Annotated in this window: 12 protein-coding genes; 7 read left to right on the top strand and 5 right to left on the bottom strand. The window is 65.1% G+C overall.

Annotated elements, in window-relative coordinates:
• Positions 1–32: 32 nt before the first annotated feature.
• The gene (gene valS, locus AUL38_RS15460) at positions 33–2,618 is read right to left on the bottom strand and encodes a valine--tRNA ligase (protein ID WP_059063516.1); all 2,586 of its coding nucleotides are present in this window, start codon (positions 2,616–2,618) and stop codon (positions 33–35) included.
• A 190-nt stretch (positions 2,619–2,808) separates the two neighbouring features.
• On the opposite strand from valS, the gene AUL38_RS15455 reads away from it, so the two are divergent.
• Both AUL38_RS15455 and AUL38_RS15450 read left to right on the top strand, forming a co-directional pair.
• A complete protein-coding gene (locus tag AUL38_RS15455) occupies positions 2,809–3,294 on the top strand; it encodes a MarR family winged helix-turn-helix transcriptional regulator (RefSeq protein ID WP_083506957.1) in 486 nt (161 codons plus the stop codon).
• A 79-nt stretch (positions 3,295–3,373) separates the two neighbouring features.
• Entirely contained in the window at positions 3,374–4,360 is a 987-nt protein-coding gene (locus AUL38_RS15450) for a diaminopimelate dehydrogenase (RefSeq protein ID WP_059063512.1), read from the top strand.
• A gap of 91 nt (positions 4,361–4,451) precedes the next feature.
• Here the strand turns inward: AUL38_RS15450 and AUL38_RS15445 are convergent, their stop codons facing one another.
• The 3 genes from AUL38_RS15445 to AUL38_RS15435 all read right to left on the bottom strand — a co-directional run bounded on the left by AUL38_RS15445 (position 4,452) and on the right by AUL38_RS15435 (position 7,690).
• Positions 4,452–5,366, bottom strand: a complete 915-nt coding sequence (locus AUL38_RS15445; protein ID WP_059063510.1) for a glycine betaine ABC transporter substrate-binding protein — start codon at positions 5,364–5,366, stop codon at positions 4,452–4,454.
• Between the two features lie 63 nt (positions 5,367–5,429).
• Positions 5,430–6,335, bottom strand: coding sequence for a proline/glycine betaine ABC transporter permease (locus AUL38_RS15440; RefSeq protein ID WP_059063508.1), 906 nt, complete (start codon positions 6,333–6,335; stop codon positions 5,430–5,432).
• Positions 6,332–7,690 (bottom strand): glycine betaine/L-proline ABC transporter ATP-binding protein, encoded by a 1,359-nt coding sequence (locus tag AUL38_RS15435; protein ID WP_059063505.1) that lies wholly within the window; start codon positions 7,688–7,690, stop codon positions 6,332–6,334. The genes AUL38_RS15440 and AUL38_RS15435 overlap by 4 nt, the downstream gene beginning before the upstream one ends.
• Positions 7,691–8,203: 513 nt before the next feature.
• Between AUL38_RS15435 and ileS the strand changes: the two genes are divergently transcribed.
• The 5 genes from ileS to AUL38_RS15410 all read left to right on the top strand — a co-directional run bounded on the left by ileS (position 8,204) and on the right by AUL38_RS15410 (position 15,363).
• The gene (gene ileS / locus AUL38_RS15430; RefSeq protein WP_059063503.1) at positions 8,204–11,590 is read left to right on the top strand and encodes an isoleucine--tRNA ligase; all 3,387 of its coding nucleotides are present in this window, start codon (positions 8,204–8,206) and stop codon (positions 11,588–11,590) included.
• A gap of 11 nt (positions 11,591–11,601) precedes the next feature.
• Entirely contained in the window at positions 11,602–12,978 is a 1,377-nt protein-coding gene (locus AUL38_RS15425; protein WP_059063501.1) for a folylpolyglutamate synthase/dihydrofolate synthase family protein, read from the top strand.
• Entirely contained in the window at positions 12,975–13,454 is a 480-nt protein-coding gene (locus AUL38_RS15420; protein WP_059063499.1) for a DUF4233 domain-containing protein, read from the top strand. Before AUL38_RS15425 ends, AUL38_RS15420 begins: the two co-directional genes overlap by 4 nt.
• A gap of 72 nt (positions 13,455–13,526) precedes the next feature.
• Entirely contained in the window at positions 13,527–13,943 is a 417-nt protein-coding gene (gene ndk, locus AUL38_RS15415; RefSeq protein WP_059063496.1) for a nucleoside-diphosphate kinase, read from the top strand.
• Between the two features lie 217 nt (positions 13,944–14,160).
• Positions 14,161–15,363 carry a winged helix-turn-helix domain-containing protein gene (locus AUL38_RS15410; RefSeq protein WP_059063494.1) on the top strand — a complete coding sequence of 401 codons (1,203 nt, stop codon included), beginning with the start codon at positions 14,161–14,163 and terminating at the stop codon, positions 15,361–15,363.
• A 264-nt stretch (positions 15,364–15,627) separates the two neighbouring features.
• Here AUL38_RS15410 and AUL38_RS15405 read toward each other — a convergent pair whose 3' ends face one another.
• The gene (locus AUL38_RS15405; RefSeq protein WP_059063492.1) at positions 15,628–16,155 is read right to left on the bottom strand and encodes a DIP1984 family protein; all 528 of its coding nucleotides are present in this window, start codon (positions 16,153–16,155) and stop codon (positions 15,628–15,630) included.
• Positions 16,156–16,442 lie beyond the last annotated feature (287 nt).

The following is a 16,442-nucleotide window of genomic DNA, read 5'->3' as shown; positions in this document are numbered from 1 at the left end:
CGTTCGTTCGTTGGTATCGCGGAGTGAGGCTGTTACTCAACCGTCGCAACCGTAATCTCGGCGACCTGGACATCGGTGACGTCGGCTGCCTCGATCCTGAGTTCTTCGATCCGACCCACGTCGGACAGGTCGCTCGCCGCGAGCTGGAGGCGCGCGACGTCCGCAGCGGGTGCGTGCACCACTGCCAGGGTAACGGTCGTGCGCATCGACACCTTGGCATCGGTCTTCGCGCCGCGCACGCCAATGAGCGCATCTCCGACGAGGTCGAGCAGTCCGGCGTCGGCGTCCGCTCCGGCAAGGTCGGTGAGCTCACTGGCGACCGGCCAGCTTGCACGGTGCACCGAGCCCTCCTGGAACCAGGACCAGACCTCCTCGGTTGCGTACGGGAGGAACGGGGCAAACAGCCGAACGAACGTCGACAGCGCGGTGCGCAGGGCGGTGACTGCCGACGCCTGAATCTGTCCGGTGCCGTTGTGTGCGCGCTCCTTGACGAGCTCAAGGTAGTCGTCACAGAACGTCCAGAAGAACGATTCCGTGTGCTCGAGGGCGCGCTGGTGATCATAGGTTTCGAAGGCACGCGTTGCGTCGTCCACGACACGAGCAAGCTCAGCGAGCATCGACCGGTCAATCGGCTCGGACACCGTGCCCGCGCCACTCGCGTCAAAGGACAGCGTGAACTTTGCTGCGTTCAGCAGCTTGATCGCGAGCCTGCGGCCAATCTTGATCTGCGTCGGGTTCTGCGGATCGAAGGACGCGTCAGTGCCGAGCTTTGCCGAGGCTGCCCAGTAGCGCACGGCGTCAGACCCGTGCTGGTCGAGCATTCCTGCCGGGGTGACAACGTTGCCCTTCGACTTCGACATCTTCTTGCGCTCGGGGTCGAGGATCCAGCCTGAGACGCCGGCGTGCTTCCAGGGGAGCGTCCCCGACTCCAGCTCCGAACGGAGCACGGTCGTGAACAGCCAGGTGCGGATAATGTCCTGTCCCTGCGGGCGCAGGTCGAACGGGTACACGAGGTCGTAAAGCTCTTCGTCGCGTTCCCACCCGCCGGCCAGCTGCGGGGTGAGGGAAGACGTGGCCCACGTGTCCATGACGTCGACCTCGCCCTGGAAACCACCGGCGACACCGCGCTGATCAGCGGAGTATCCGGCGGGGGTGTCGCTCGAGGGGTCGACGGGCAGCTGGTCCTCGCTCGGCACGATCGGCTCGTCGAACACCGGGTTGCCGTCTGTATCGAGCGGGTACCAGACGGGAATCGGCACACCGAAGAAGCGCTGGCGCGAGATGAGCCAGTCACCGGCGAGGCCCTCCACCCAGTTCTCGTACCGGACCCGCATGAAGTCGGGGTGCCATTCTAGTTCCTTGCCGTGCGCGAGGAGGCGCTCGCGGAGGGCCTCGTCACGGGCACCGTTCTTGATGTACCACTGGCGAGTGGAGACGATCTCGAGGGGCTTGTCGCCCTTCTCGAAGAACTTCACCTGGTGGTTGATCTTGCGGATCTCACCTGTGAGCTCGCCCGAAGCCTGGAGCAGCTCGACCATAGTCTGCTTCGCGCTGAAGACGGTCTTGCCCGCGATCTGAGCGAAGGCCTCGCGGCCAGCATCAGAGGTGATTGCCTCGGGTGCTTCCGAGATGATGCGGCCGTCGAAGCCGAGGATCGCGCGGTTGGGCAGGTCGAGTTCGCGCCACCAGATGACGTCGGTGACGTCGCCGAAGGTGCAGACCATGGCGATGCCGGTGCCCTTGTCCTGCTGGGCAAGGTGGTGTGCAACCACGGGAACCTCGACGCCGAAGATCGGAGTCGTGACGGTCTTGCCGAAGAGTGGCTTGTAGCGCTCATCGTCAGGGTGCGCAACGAGTGCGACACAGGCGGCGAGCAGCTCAGGCCTGGTCGTGTCGATGAGGATGTCGTCGCCACCGTCAGTGCGATGGAACGAGAGCGTGTGGTAAGCGCTCGGCTGCTCGCGGTCCTCGAGCTCGGCCTGCGCGACGGCGGTGCGGAAGGTCACGTCCCAGAGCGTGGGGGCCTGCGCCTGGTACGCCTCGCCACGGGCAATGTTGCGCACGAAGGCGAGCTGCGAAGCGCGGAGCGACTCCTGGCCGATAGTGCGGTAGCTCTGCTTCCAATCGACGGAGAGTCCGAGCGTGCGCCAGAGCGCCTCGAACTGCTTCTCATCCTCGACGGTGAGCTCTTCGCAGAGGTCGATGAAGTTACGACGCGAGACCGCGACCTGGTCGCCCGGCTTGATATTTTTGCCGCTCGTGCCGTCGTGCGGGGGCACGAAGTCGGGGTCAAAGGGAAGGGTCGGGTCGCAACGCACGCCGTAGTAGTTCTGCACGCGGCGCTCGGTTGGCAGACCGTTGTCGTCCCAGCCCATCGGGTAGAACACCCGCTTGCCGTTCATGCGCTTGTAGCGGGCGACGGTGTCAGTGTGGGTGTAGGAGAACACGTGGCCGACGTGGAGCGAGCCTGATGCTGTCGGCGGGGGAGTGTCGATGCTGTAGACGTCGTCGCGGGTCACCCCGTCACGATCGAACGCGTAGGTGCCCGTCTCTTCCCAGACCGCCCCCCACTTGGATTCGAGTCCCTCAAGTGCCGGCTTGTCGGGGATCGCGTTCATGACGGGGGCTCCGTTTTCTCGACTGAGTGCAACACAGTTGGCACTCTGTCGTGTTCGATGTGGACGGCACCGCGTAAGCGAGTCACAGCTGAGTCGACTCTGGTGCCTGAAGGGGTTTCTCGGAAGTCTATCGCGCTCCGCGTGAAGATTAGTAGATGTGTTGTGCGCAATCTATATATAGACTGCCGGTATGACCAGCCAAACTCGAGACATAGAGAGGCAGATGCTGGGGGCGTTTGCGACCGTTGCGCGACAGTGGGGTGCCACCCCACTAGAAGGAAACATTGCGGAGACACTGGGCCTTGAGATCGAGGACAGCGAGATTCGCGTGATCTACGTGCTGGGGGCACGTACGGTCGAGATGCGGCCGGGCGATCTCGCCACGCAGCTCGGGGTGAGCCGGCCGACACTCTCGAAGTCGCTCACCCGACTGCGAACGGCACGGCTGGTGGAGAGCGCGCCCGCCGATGACGATAAGCGTTCGGTGTTTGTGACGCTCACCGACCACGGTAGAGCGGCGTACCGCGCCCTCATCGAGTTCGGCATCAACGTCATCGATTCAGCAAATGGCGACCTGTCCTCAGATGATCTCGCCCTCATTTGCGAGTTCCTCGAGCGATTTGCTGAGCGGCTTGGCGGCCCGGGCCCGGTCGTGCTTCCTGAGGTCCCCAGGTAGCTCGTCGACATCCCCAGCCAGCGGCCCCCTAACATTGAAGTGTTGCGGGCCCCAGCTTCCGCGACGGGAGGAACAGACAATGACAGAACGCATTCGCATCGGCATCGTCGGCTACGGAAACCTCGGGCGCGGCGTGGAGACCGCCCTCGCGCTCAGCCCCGACCTCGACCTCATCGGCGTGTTCAGCCGGCGCGATCCGTTATCGGTGACGACCGCGCGTGCAGACACCCCGGTGTACGCAATGTCGCAGCTCGACGAGTTCGCCGAGCGCGTCGACGTGCTCATCCTCTGCGGCGGATCGAAGTCAGACCTACCCGAACAGACCCCGGCGCTAGCCGCGAGGTTCTCGGTTGTTGACAGCTTTGACACACACGCCAAGGTGCCCGAGCACTTCGCTGCGGTCAACGAAGCAGCAGCGGCGGGCGGCAATGTCGCCATCATCTCAACGGGGTGGGATCCGGGCCTGTTCTCGCTGAATCGCTTGTTCGGCGAGGCCATCCTGCCGCAGGGTGAGACATACACCTTCTGGGGGCGCGGGCTCAGCCAGGGCCACTCAGACGCCCTGCGCCGCATCCCGGGTGTTGCGGGCGCCGTGCAGTACACGCTGCCGAGCGAGGATGCGATCGAGCGGGTGCGGGCGGGCGAGAATCCGGAGCTTTCCACTCGCGAGAAGCACGACCGCCAGTGCTTCGTCGTGCTCGAGCCTGGGGCGGATGCGGACGCAGTCCGTGAGACCATCGTGACGATGCCTGACTACTTTGAGCCGTACGACACGACCGTGGAGTTCATCACCGCGGAAGAGCTGGCGCGCGACCACGCCGGCATGCCCCACGGCGGGTTCGTGATTCGTTCGGGGGAGTCGTCGCCGGGAACGACGCAGACCATCGAGTACCGTCTCGCCCTCGACTCGAATCCTGAGTTCACCTCGAGCGTGCTCGTGGCGTACGCCCGCGCAGCAGGAAAGCTGTCGCGCGGTGGGAGCACCGGCGCATTCACGCCGTTCGACATCGCGCCGGGGCTGCTGTCTCCGAAGACACCAGAGCAGCTCCGCAAGGAACTGCTGTAACGCACAAGCCCAGCACAACAGAGCGGCCCCTCCGGGTAATCCGGAGGGGCCGCTCTGTTGTGCACGGGCAGCGGAAGCTGCCGAGCGCCAGTTAGGCGATGAGGCCCGGGTACGCGTCAGCGTTATCCTTGAGCCACGCCTGCACGGCGCCCTCGGGGTCACCATCGAATTCATCGCCGGTGATCAGGCCCTCAAGCGCAGCGTACGCCGCGTCGTCGAGCTTGATCTTCGAGATGTACTCGGCGGCCTCGGGGAACTCGTCCGAGAAGCCGTCGGTGCCGAGGAAGTGGAGTGTCTCAGGCGTGCCCATCGCACCCTTCGGATCCTCAAGATCCTTGATCGGGTACGCGTCGTTTGCCCAGAACGGACGCCACAGCGTGACGACGACGTCCTCTTCCTTGTCGATCTTCTCCTGCAACGTGGCGAGCATCGCGGCAGTTGAGGAGGTCACCAGCTTGTACTCGCTGTCGAGACCGTACTCTGGCATCATCGTGTCCTGGGTCTGTGCCGTGAGACCAGCCCCGGGTTCGATGCCGATGATCTCGCCGCCAAAGCGATCTGCCTGGCCCTTGAGATCCTCAATCGAGTTCACGTCGGTCATGTAGTCGGGCACGGCAATGGTGAGCACTGCACCGTCGTAGTAGCCGCCGAGATCCTCGATCTTGTCTTCGTACTTATCCATGTAGTCGGCGTGCGTGACCTCGGGCCACGCTGACGGGTACATGTCGAAGTCGCCGCCGGCGAGGCCCGCGTACAGCACGCCGGCCTCGGTAAGTTCAGTCATCTTGACGTCGTAGCCGAGCTTGCCGAGCTGGTCTTCGAGCAGGTAGGCAGTGCTCAGGCCGTCAGTCCAAGCGGGAAGGAAACCGAGCGTGATGGTGCCGCTGGCATCACCCGTGTCCGAGTTTCCGGCGTCGGCGTCTCCGCCGCCGGTGGAGCAGCCCGCGAGTACGAGGCTGGCTGCGGCCGCAAGGCCGATGACTCCTGTGAGGTGTCGCTTGTTCATGTGTTCCTTTCGTCCGCGCCTGGGGCGCGGGTTGGGGTTGGCCGAATGAGTCTGTGGAGCGGGCTACGCTGACGCGGTCGCTGCAGCGGCGTGCTGCCTGCGTGTGCGTCGCTTGCGTAGCGCGCTGAGGGCCGAGTGCTTGAACGCCTTCGGCTCGCCGAGTGCAGCCGTGACGCGGTCGAGGAAGACGGCGAGGAACACGACCGAGAGGCCCGCTTCGACGCCCTGCCCGATGTTCATTGTCGAGATTGCCGAGACAACCTGCTTGCCGAGCCCGTCAGCACCGGCCATACCTGCGACGACGGCCATCGAGAGCGCAAGCATGATGACCTGGTTGATGCCCGCAAGAATCGTCGGCATTGCGAGCGGGAGCTGAATGCCGCGGAGAATCTTGCCGGGTGTCGAGCCAAAGGCGTGCCCGGCTTCGACGACCTCGGAGTCGACGCCGCGGATCCCGAGCTCGGTGAAGCGCACGCCCGGGGGCAACGCGAAGAGCACCGTGGCGAACACGCCGGGAACGAAGCCGATGCCGAAGAACACGACGGCGGGAATGAGGTAGACCATGGCAGGCATGGTCTGCATGAAGTCGAGCACGGGCCGGATCGCAGAACTGAACGTGTCGTTGCGTGCGGCCAGAATGCCGACTGGTACCGCGATGACCACCGCCACGAGTGCGGCAATAAGCGTCAGCGACAGCGTGAGCATCGCGTCTTCCCACTGGTTCATGGCGACGATCAGCAGCAGGGTGACGACGGTGCCGATGGCGAGCTGCCACGAGCGCAGCAGCCAGCCGACGAGCGCGAGAATGAGGATCAACACCGGGTACGGCGTTGCAATTAACACGTCCGAGAGTCCCTCTACGAGGAACTTAATGACGGTCGTGACGATCTGCAGCAGCCAGTCGAAGGTGTCGTTGAACCAATCGAGGCCGTCGGAGACCCACTTACCGAGGGGAATGCGGAAGTTCATGCCTGGCTCCCTTCGCTCGCGGCCAGGCCTTCGCTCGGCGCGGCGTTCCCGTCGGTGGTGGCGTCCAGCGTCGCGGTGATGAGCGCTGAGGACACGTCGGGCGTGGGCTCGATGATGGGGATCTCCGTGGTCATAGTGGGAAGGTTCGCGAGCGACGCGAGCAGTGTCACTCGGGGCACGACCCCGATGAGCCGGTCCTGCTCGTCCACAACAGCCACAGGCAGCGGGCTCTCGACTGAGAGTTCGAAGAGCTCTGCGATGTACTGGTCAGGCGACACGATAGAGGGTGTCGGCTTGAGGGCATCATTGATGTTCGCACTACCCTCGCGGACGAGTCGGAGCATGTCCTTGTCGCGCACAACGCCAACGAGCTTGCGTCCGCTTGAGACGACGAAGCACGCCGAGGTCTGCAGATCGCGCATCGTGCGGAGTGCGGCTCGTGGCCCGGCAGACGCAGGGACGACCGCACGTGGCGGCTCCATGACGTCGCCGGCGGTGAGCACGCGGGCGCGATCCACGTCCTGCACGAACTGGGCGACGTAGTCGTTCGCGGGGTCGGTGAGGATGTCGTTCGGGGTGCCGAGCTGCATGATGCGCCCGTCGCGCATGACCGCGATGCGGTCGCCGAGGAACATCGCCTCGTTGAGATCGTGGGTAATAAAGACGATCGTCTTGCCGAGCTCCTGCTGGAGTTCGACGAGGAGTTCCTGCATCTCGCGGCGGATCAGCGGGTCGAGCGCCGAAAAGGCTTCGTCCATGAGCAATATCTGTGTGTCAGCCGCGAATGCGCGGGCGAGCCCGACACGCTGCTGCATGCCACCGGAGAGCTCGGAGGGGAGCGAGTCGCCCCAGCCTTCGAGCCCCACACGATTCAGCCAGGACTGCGCCCGCTCGCGGCGCTCCTCGAGCGGAACGCCCTTGATCTCCAGGCCGTATGCGGCGTTGTCGAGGACGGTCCGGTGCGGGAAGAGCGCGAAGTGCTGGAACACCATGGCCATCCGCTCGCGGCGGACGTCGCGGAGATCGTTCGGCGACATGCCAACGATCTCGTCGCCGAACACCCTGATGGAGCCCTCGGTTGTGTCGCCGAGTCCGTTCAGCAACCGGATGAGGGTCGACTTGCCGGAGCCCGAGAGCCCCATGACGACGAAGATCTCGCCGACGCGTACGTCAAAGCTCGCGTCGATGACTGCCGCGGTGCCGAAGGCTTTCACGTCATCGCGTGTAGCGCCGGCACGGAGCCGCTTTGCGGCTTCCTTCGGGCGGCGGCCGAAAACTTTGTAGGCGTGGTCGACCGAAATCGCTATTTCGTCGGCCTCCGAGTCGGTCCGTGGATCGACGGTTTGGTCAAGCATGTTCCTCCTGTGCGGTGTTTCCGCTGGTTTTAGGCGTTCTTAAGTTCAGCCTCGGTAAAGGCATCGTTGTCCCGAGAACCCCTCATTCGACGGTATACGCGATCCGTCACGGTGTGTACACATGAATTTCACAGGAAAGTGCTCAAATGCTGCCACCATCAGGGATTAGGCCAAATGTCAGTTGTTACCCATTCGTTACCCAAGCGAGGGTGAATCACGTCGATAATGTTTTCTTCACCTTTCTGTGCGCGCGTTCACCCGGCCGCGCAGCAGTCTCGGGTAGAATGGCGAGTAGCGACATCGATCCGGCCATCACCGGGGAGTCTTCGGAAGAACAGTGCCCCGGCAAGGGGCACCCACTAGAACCGAACGGGCAGGCCCGTCACAGCCCAATGAAGTGGCGCTCCCCGCGCACAGCACGGGGAGCGCAAGCCGGGTGGTACCGCGGGATGTGAATCGATTCACACACTCGCCCCAGCGTGAGATTCGCGTGATGAGAAGGTACCGACACCCATGAGCTATCCCAAGCAGTCAACAGGGACGCCGCAGTCGACCGGCGAGGCGACAGCCCCCGGCGCAGCGTTCGGCGTGAACCCATCTCCGCGACTCCCCGAGGTCGAACAGCGCGTGCTGTCGTTCTGGGACGCGGACAACACCTTCCGCACCTCGATTGCGCAGCGCGAGGGCTGCGAGGAGTGGGTATTCAACGACGGCCCTCCCTTCGCCAACGGCCTGCCACACTACGGCCACCTCCTCACCGGCTATGCCAAAGACGTCTTCCCGCGCTTCCAGACGATGCGCGGCAAGAAGGTCGAGCGGCGCTTCGGCTGGGACACCCACGGACTACCAGCCGAGCTCGAAGCGATGAAGCAGCTCGGCATCACCGAGAAGAGCCAGATCGAGGCAATGGGCATCGACGTCTTCAACGCGAAGGCTCGCGAGTCCGTGCTCGAGTACGCAGGGGAGTGGGAAGACTATGTCACTCGCCAGGCGCGCTGGGTCGACTTCGAGAACGATTACAAGACCTTCAACCTGCCGTACATGGAGAGCGTCATCTGGGCGTTCAAGCAGCTCTATGACAAGGGCCTCGCCTACGAGGGCCAGCGGATCCTCCCATACTGCTGGCGTGACGAGACGCCGCTGTCGAACCACGAACTGCGCATGGACGACGACGTATACCAGGAGCGGCAGGATCCCTCGGTCACGGTCACCTTCCCGTTCCGTGGCGAGCGCGCGGAAGCGCTCGGACTGACGGGAGTTCGCGCGCTCGCGTGGACCACCACGCCGTGGACCCTGCCGACGAACGCCGCGCTCGCGGTCGGCCCCGAGATCTCCTACGTCGTCGTTCCCGCGGGCCCTGCGGGCGCCTCCGACGGCGGCGCCGCTGGCGAGGCGAGCTACCTCGCAGCCGCCGACCTCGCGGGCAACTACGCCTCCGACCTCGGCTACGAGTCGGCAGACGATCTGCGCGCAGCCATCACCGCCACGATCCCAGGCGCTGAGCTCGCGGGCGCGCGCTACGCGCCGCTCTTCGACTACTTCGCCGACACCGAGGTGTGGGGCACCGAGAACTACTGGCAGGTGCTCGTCGACGGCTACGTCACGACGACCGACGGCACCGGCATCGTGCACCAGGCGCCCGCCTACGGTGAGGACGATCATCGCCTCGCCACCGAGGCCGGCATGCCCACGATCCTCAGCCTCGACGAGGGCGGCAAGTTCGTGGCGTCCGTCACCGACGTCGCGGGCGAGCTCTGGATGGACGCGAACCGCCCACTCATCCGCATGATCAAGGCCTCTGAGCGGCTGCTGCGCGAGCAGAGCTACCTGCACTCGTACCCGCACTGCTGGCGCTGCCGAAACCCGCTCATCTACCGCGCTGTCTCGAGCTGGTTCGTGCGCGTCACGGAGATCAAGAGCCGCATGCTCGAGATCAACGAGGAAATCGAGTGGGTGCCGGCCAACGTCAAGCACGGCCAGTTCGGTAAGTGGCTCGAGGGCGCACGCGACTGGTCGATCAGCCGCAACCGCTACTGGGGCAGCCCGATCCCGGTGTGGCAGAGCGACAACCCCGAGTTCCCGCGCGAGGACGTCTACGGCTCCGTCGCCGAGCTCGAGGCCGACTTCGGCGAGCTGCCCCGCAACGAGGCAGGCGAGATCGACCTGCACCGCCCGTACATCGACTCGCTCACCCGGCCGAACCCCGACGACCCGAGCGGCCAGTCGACGATGCGCCGCATCGAAGACGTGCTCGATGTCTGGTTCGACTCGGGTTCGATGCCGTTCGCGCAGGCCCACTACCCGTTCGAGAACGTCGAGTGGTTCGAGAACGTCCAGCCCGCCGACTTCATCGTCGAGTACATCGGGCAGACCCGCGGGTGGTTCTACGTACAGCACATTCTTGCGACCGCGCTGTTCGACCGCCCCGCGTTCAAGAACGTCATCAGCCACGGCATCGTGCTCGGCTCCGACGGCAACAAGATGTCGAAGAGCCTGCAGAACTACCCCGACGTCAACGAGGTCTTCGACCGCGACGGCTCCGACGCGATGCGCTGGTTCCTCATGGCGTCGCCCGTCGTGCGCGGCGGCAACCTCATCGTCACCGAGGAGGGCATCCGTGAGGGCGTCAGGCAGTTCCTCCTGCCGCTCTGGAACAGCTGGTACTTCTTCAGCCTCTACGCGAACGCCGACGGGTTTGAGGCCGAGCGCCGCGTGGATTCGAGCGACCCGCTCGATCGCTACATTCTCGCGAAGACGGGCACGCTCGTTCGGGAGGTCGGCGACCACCTGGAAGGGCTTGACACGACGAGCGCCGCAGCGGCGCTTCGCGACTTCGCCGAGGTGCTCACGAACTGGTTCGTGCGTCGCTCGCGCGACCGCTTCTGGGGGGGCGTCGCAGGCGCAAACGGCAAGGCCGCGAACAAGCAGGCCTTCGACACGCTCTTCACCGTGCTCGAGACGCTCGCGCGCGTCGCTGCCCCGATGGCCCCGCTCGTGACCGAAGAGGTCTGGCGCGGGCTCACCGGTGGCCGCTCCGTGCACCTCGAGGATTGGCCCGACGCAGCCGAGTTCCCTGTCGACGACGAGCTCGTCGCCGCGATGGACGAGGTTCGGCAGATCACCTCGCAGGTGCTCGCGCTGCGCAAGGCGAACAAGTTGCGCGTCCGCCTGCCGCTCGCGGAGCTCACCGTCGTCACCTCGCGCCCGGCATCGCTTGAGCCCTTCGCAGACATTCTGCGCGACGAGCTCAACGTGAAGCACGTGCGCCTCGTCCAGGAGACCGAGTCGAGCGCCGCCGAGAACGGCATCGTGCAGACCCTCGCCGTGAACGCGCGCGCCGCGGGCCCCCGCCTCGGCAAGCAGGTGCAGTTCGCGATCAAGGCCGCAAAGGCCGGCGACTGGCGCGAGCAAGACGGCGTCGTGGTCGCGGGCGACATCGCCCTCGAGCCTCACGAGTACGAGCTCACGCTGCAGGCAGGCACTGGCGCTGACGACGGTGGCCCAGCTATCACCCTGATCCAGGGTGGGGGCTTCGTCCTGCTCGATACCGTGACCACCCCGGAGCTTGAAGCAGAGGGCGTCGCGCGAGACGCGATCCGCGGCATCCAGGAGGCGCGCAAGAATGCGGGCCTCGAGGTGAGCGACCGCATTGAGTTACGTCTCTCCGCAGCTCCGGAGTATGCGTCAGCGTTGGAGACTCATGCCGAACTCATCAAGGGCGAGACGCTCGCGACTGAGCTGGCCGTCACCGGTGAGGCCGATCCGCAGCCCGCAGCGTCCGCGGAGGGTACCTTCTCGACCGTGAGCGCAGCACTCGGCAGCTCGAAGGCGTCGCTTGCCATCACCGTCGTGCACCCGAATACCACAGCGAACACCGATCCGAACGGAGCCTCGGCGTGAATTCAGCTCCTATGAGTGCAGCTCAGGGCGTCTACGAGGCGCTCCTCACCCGCGTGGGCGAGGCGCACCCCCGCCCCCGGATCGAGCCGGTGCGCCGCCTCGCCGAACTCGCGGGCTCGCCACAGCTTTCCTACCCGGTGATCCAGGTTGCCGGCACCAACGGGAAGACCTCAACGAGCCGCGCGATTGAGTCGCTGCTGCGCGCCCACGGGCTGCGCACTGGCCTCTTTACCAGCCCGCACCTGCTCGATTTCACTGAGCGCTTTCAGCTCGACGGTGCACCGATCGACCCTGCTGCGCTCGCAGATGCCTGGGCTGAGCTCGAGCATCCGCTCGCGATCGTCGATGCGGAACTCGAGGCGGCCGGCCAGGGGAGGATCACCTTCTTCGAGGCGCTCGCAGTGCTCGCCTTCGCGGCATTCGCCGACGCCCCAGTCGAGGTCGCGGTGATCGAGGTCGGGATGGGCGGCGAATGGGATGCGACGAACATCGTCGATGCTCAGGTGGCCGTGTTCACGCCGATCGGGCTCGACCACGTCGAGCATCTCGGGCCCGACACCCAAACAATCGCGCGCACGAAGTCGCTCATCATGAACGAGGGCTCGACCGCTGTCTCCGCCGATCAGGACATTGATGCGCTGGGCGAGCTCGAGGACACGGCTGCCCGGCTGGGCGTCACGCTGTTCGTTCAGGGTCGCGACTTCCGGCTTGCCGACGACCGTTTGGCCGTTGGCGGCCGCCAGATCGACGTCTCCGGAATCACCGGCGCAGCCTACGACCCCGCTTTTGTTCCGCTCTACGGCCAGCACCAAGCCGAAAACGTGACGCTCGCCATTGCCGCGGTCGAGGCGTTCTTCGGCGGGGAGCGCCCGATCCCCGGGGAAGTCCTCGACGAGGGACTCGGCCAGCTCACCTCACCTGGTCGCCTCCAGCTCATTGGGGCGGATCCGATCGTCTATGTCGACGCGGCACACAACCCGCACGGGGCCGAGGCGCTCGTTCGCGCGGTCACCGAGTCCTTTGCTTTTGAGGAGCTCGCGCTTGTTGTCGGGGTGCTTGAGGAGAAGGACGCGCACGGCCTGTTGCAGACGCTCGCGCCCATCGCCCACCAGGTGTTCGCGACCGCAGTCGACTCGCCCCGGTCGTTGCCAGCGGAGGAACTCGCGTCGATCGCGGAGTCGGCAATCCCCGATACTGCCATTGAGGCACTCCCCACGCTCGCACTCGCACTTGAACGCGCACGCAGCTGGGCCGAGGAGGCGAACGGGCGCGCAGTGCTCGTTGTCGGCTCGGTCTTGCTCGCCGGCGAAGCTATTTCTCAGTCGAGGACGGAAGGATGGGCAGCAGCCGCGGCAGCGCCCGGTTCGCACAAGGGAGAAACTGAATGACTCAGCAGCCGTCGAATGCGTCGCGGAACTCACGCGACGCGAACGAGGAGGAACTCGTCCTCTCGCCGTCCGAGGCAGCCGCCCATAATTCGGCAATGCGTATCTCGGGTGCCCGCAACGGTGAGCGCTCGACGCGGAAGGCGCTCGCCTCGATCGTCCTCGGTTTCGAGCTCATCATCGTCGTGCTCATCGGGCTCACCATTTTCGGCCTCGGCATCACTGATCCGCGCTGGCTCGGCCTCGTCATCGGCGGCGTTCTCGCGTTGATGTGCATCGTCGCGCTAGGAACGATCCGCTTCGGCGAGGTGGGCATCTGGATCGGCTGGGCGACGCATGTGCTTATGCTCGCGACAGCGTTCATCCTTCCCGCAGCGCTGTTCGTTGGGGCGATCTTCACCGCCCTGTGGGTGTATTGCATCGTGCGGGGCGGCAAGATTGATCGAGATAACGCGATCCTCGCCGCTCAGAGCGCCTAATCCGCGCAAGCGCATCACCCAACTTCACTACACTGAATACCGCAGTACTTCACCCCTCACACAGGAGCGTTCATGTCTACCGAGCAAACTCTCATCCTTGTCAAGCCTGATGGCGTCGCCCGCGGACTGACCGGCGAGATTCTCCGCCGCATCGAGGCGAAGGGCTACCGCATCACCGGCTTGCAGATGATGACGCCGACGCGCGAGCTGCTGGCCGCGCACTACGAAGAGCACGAGGGTAAGCCCTTCTACGAGCCGCTCATCGAGTTCATGAGCTCCGGCCCGGTTGTGGCCGTGCGCGCGGAGGGCGAGCGCGTCATCGAGGGGTTCCGCTCGATCGCTGGCGCCACCGACCCGACTGTTGCCGCTCCCGGCACGATCCGGGGCGACCTGGGCCGCGACTGGGGCGTTGCCGTGCAGCAGAACCTCGTGCACGGTTCTGACTCGACGCTCTCCGCCGACCGTGAGCTCGGTCTCTGGTTCGCCTAGGGGTTTCGCCGTTGGGCTCCGCTGATCACGCGTTTCGACGCTGAGTTCGTGTCTCGACACTGAGCGGTAGCACCCCACAGGACATGTTCCCCGTCAGATCTTCCTCCTTCCACTTCGGAAGGGGCTTGATCTGGCGGGGAACATGCTGTTTCACGGAGGTTGCAGGTGTCGGACCTGCGTGGCCTTCGGTGTCACCGGCTGGCGGTAGCGTTGACCCATGATTGCACGTCCCGTCACTGACCTCAGCGCCGCAGAGGCACGTCGTGTGGCTCTCGCAGCCCAGGGCTTCACCAATTCGCCCAGGCTGCGCAGCAGGCGGCCCTTCGACAACGCGCTCGAACGACTCCACGTGCTGCAGATCGACTCGGTGAACGTGTTTTCCCGCAGCCACTACATGCCGGTCTTCTCCAGGCACGGTGGCTACGAGCAGCAGCGTCTCGACGACCATCTGTGGGGGAGCGGCGAGTTCACCGAGTACTGGGCGCACGAGGCCGCGTTCATCCCCGTAGCCGACCGCAAACTGTTTGGCTGGCGCATGGCGGATCGGCGCGATAGACATACTGCCCGAGGTTCCTCCCCGAGTCTCGAGCAGGCCATCGCCGACGTTCGCGCAAAACTCGCGGCGAACGGCCCGCAGCTCGTTCGTGAACTCGAGGAGGGCCCGCGGGAGAAGCGTGGCCCCTGGTGGGACTGGAGCGACACCAAGCACGCTGTTGAACTGCTGTTCGCCTGGGGCGAGGTCGTTTCAGCTGGCCGAGAGGGCTTTCAGCGCCGCTACGCGCTCGCCGAACAGGCGATCGCCGACGAGCATCTCGTGGATGTGGATCGCGAGACAGCGCAGCGCCTGCTCGTTGCGCGCGCCGCGCGGTCGCTCGGGGTCGCAACGCTGCCGGACCTTGCGGATTACCACCGGCTGAAGACCGCAGAAGCACGGATCGCAGTGCGCTCGCTCGAAGCGTCCGGTGAACTCGTGCCGGTCTCGGTGCAGGGCTGGAAGACACGCACCGGCGCCCCCGAACCTGCCTGGTTACATCGTGACGCCCGCGTGCCGGGCAGGCTCGCACCGAATGCGCTGTTGACACCGTTCGACCCCGTGGTCTGGTACCGCCCGCGAGCCGAGCGGATGTTTGACTTCCATTACCGGATCGAAATCTACACGCCGAAAGAGAAGCGCCAGTTCGGCTACTACTGCCTCCCGCTCATGGTCGGCGGCAAGCTTGCCGGCCGAATTGACCTCAAAGCTGATCGAGCGCAGCGCGCACTGCTCGTTCAGGCCGCGTGGCACGAGCCGGATGCGCCGAGGCACACGGGCGACGTCGCGGCGGATCTGCTCAGGCAGGCGGCTGACTGGCAGGGCCTCAGCGAAATCCGAGTCAGTGGCGCAGGAAACCTCGAGCTGCCACGCGCACTGACCGCTTAAGACGCCGACGCTGCGCGCGGCGTTGCTCTCACTGGCGAAATGTCCCCGAACCCACCCTCCCGATTCAATCCCGGCACGCGGTAGTGCGCTGTGCGCGGTGAGCAGTCACATGTACGAAGTGCTGGGCTGCACTGTACGTGTGTGGGCTGCCCGCCACCCTGCAAGAGCCAGATTTGCCCGTCTGGCACGGGGTGTGCCCGCTGATTGAATCGGTACCGACTCGCCTGTGTGAAGTTGTGCGGCACTACGCGTGCCGCAGCTCGGCTACTCGCCGATGAGGTCGTGCGACCAGTTTGCCTGTTGAATGATGGCGTCGAGTTCGCGCAGCTCACGAGCGAGCACGTCTGCCTGGCTTCGAAGATCAGACACGGGCAGTGCCGAGACCTGTCGCAACTCGGAGCGGAGCTGACGGAGCATACCCTGGTCCTGCGCCGCATCGGCAGCTTCAACCAGGATCCCGTGCCGCATGCGAAGGCTGTCGCGCCGCGCGAGAGCGTCGGTCATCGTGGCCGTGCCAGCTGAGACGGAACCGCTCGCTTGACGGCGACGACCCGCGCTGGCTGGCTTCGCGGGTGCGATGTCGAGTTCGATGCTCGAATTCGTTGCGTTGATGCTCCGCACGAGTGCCTCGAGTTCGGTGACAGCGAGAGCCGCCTCGGCGAGCAGCGTCTCCGCGTCCTCAGCCGGGGTATCGCCCTCCTGATAGCGAGCGTTCGCGACAATGCGCGCCCGTAACTGGGCGATGCGCTTCTGCGTATCGCCGCGGAGCGCGAGCGCTTCTGCGAGTTTCACCGATGACCCTACTCTCGTTTGTGGCCCTGACAGGAGGGCCAGATTACCACGCGGGAGGCACGCGAAAACCGGGCGGCGCAAGAGGCAATGATGCTAGTGGGTGCCGTTTTTTCCTTCCGGTCGTACGCTAGGGGGACGCACAGTCGGCGCCAACCCATGGGGCCCTGTGCCGATACGAAGGGGAACGACCAGATGCGCGCAGTGACCTAGGGTCTGATGCACGTTTAGGTGACATTCAACATGGCTAGTTTCTGCTGGCCTGGAAGGATGAACCTATGCCTCCTCGT

The organism is Leucobacter sp. G161 (genome assembly GCF_001482305.1).
Lineage (GTDB): Bacteria > Actinomycetota > Actinomycetes > Actinomycetales > Microbacteriaceae > Leucobacter.
Note: the sequence above shows the minus strand (reverse complement) of the source record. Positions and strands in the feature narration are given on the sequence as shown.

Bases quoted from the DNA above. Each gene is read 5' to 3' on its own strand.
- valS (WP_059063516.1), bottom strand. From the start codon at position 2,618: ATGAACGCGATCCCCGACAAGCCGGCACTTGAGGGACTCGAATCCAAG.
- AUL38_RS15455 (WP_083506957.1), top strand. From the start codon at position 2,809: ATGACCAGCCAAACTCGAGACATAGAGAGGCAGATGCTGGGGGCGTTT.
- AUL38_RS15450 (WP_059063512.1), top strand. From the start codon at position 3,374: ATGACAGAACGCATTCGCATCGGCATCGTCGGCTACGGAAACCTCGGG.
- AUL38_RS15445 (WP_059063510.1), bottom strand. From the start codon at position 5,366: ATGAACAAGCGACACCTCACAGGAGTCATCGGCCTTGCGGCCGCAGCC.
- AUL38_RS15440 (WP_059063508.1), bottom strand. From the start codon at position 6,335: ATGAACTTCCGCATTCCCCTCGGTAAGTGGGTCTCCGACGGCCTCGAT.
- AUL38_RS15435 (WP_059063505.1), bottom strand. From the start codon at position 7,690: ATGCTTGACCAAACCGTCGATCCACGGACCGACTCGGAGGCCGACGAA.
- ileS (WP_059063503.1), top strand. From the start codon at position 8,204: ATGAGCTATCCCAAGCAGTCAACAGGGACGCCGCAGTCGACCGGCGAG.
- AUL38_RS15425 (WP_059063501.1), top strand. From the start codon at position 11,602: ATGAGTGCAGCTCAGGGCGTCTACGAGGCGCTCCTCACCCGCGTGGGC.
- AUL38_RS15420 (WP_059063499.1), top strand. From the start codon at position 12,975: ATGACTCAGCAGCCGTCGAATGCGTCGCGGAACTCACGCGACGCGAAC.
- ndk (WP_059063496.1), top strand. From the start codon at position 13,527: ATGTCTACCGAGCAAACTCTCATCCTTGTCAAGCCTGATGGCGTCGCC.
- AUL38_RS15410 (WP_059063494.1), top strand. From the start codon at position 14,161: ATGATTGCACGTCCCGTCACTGACCTCAGCGCCGCAGAGGCACGTCGT.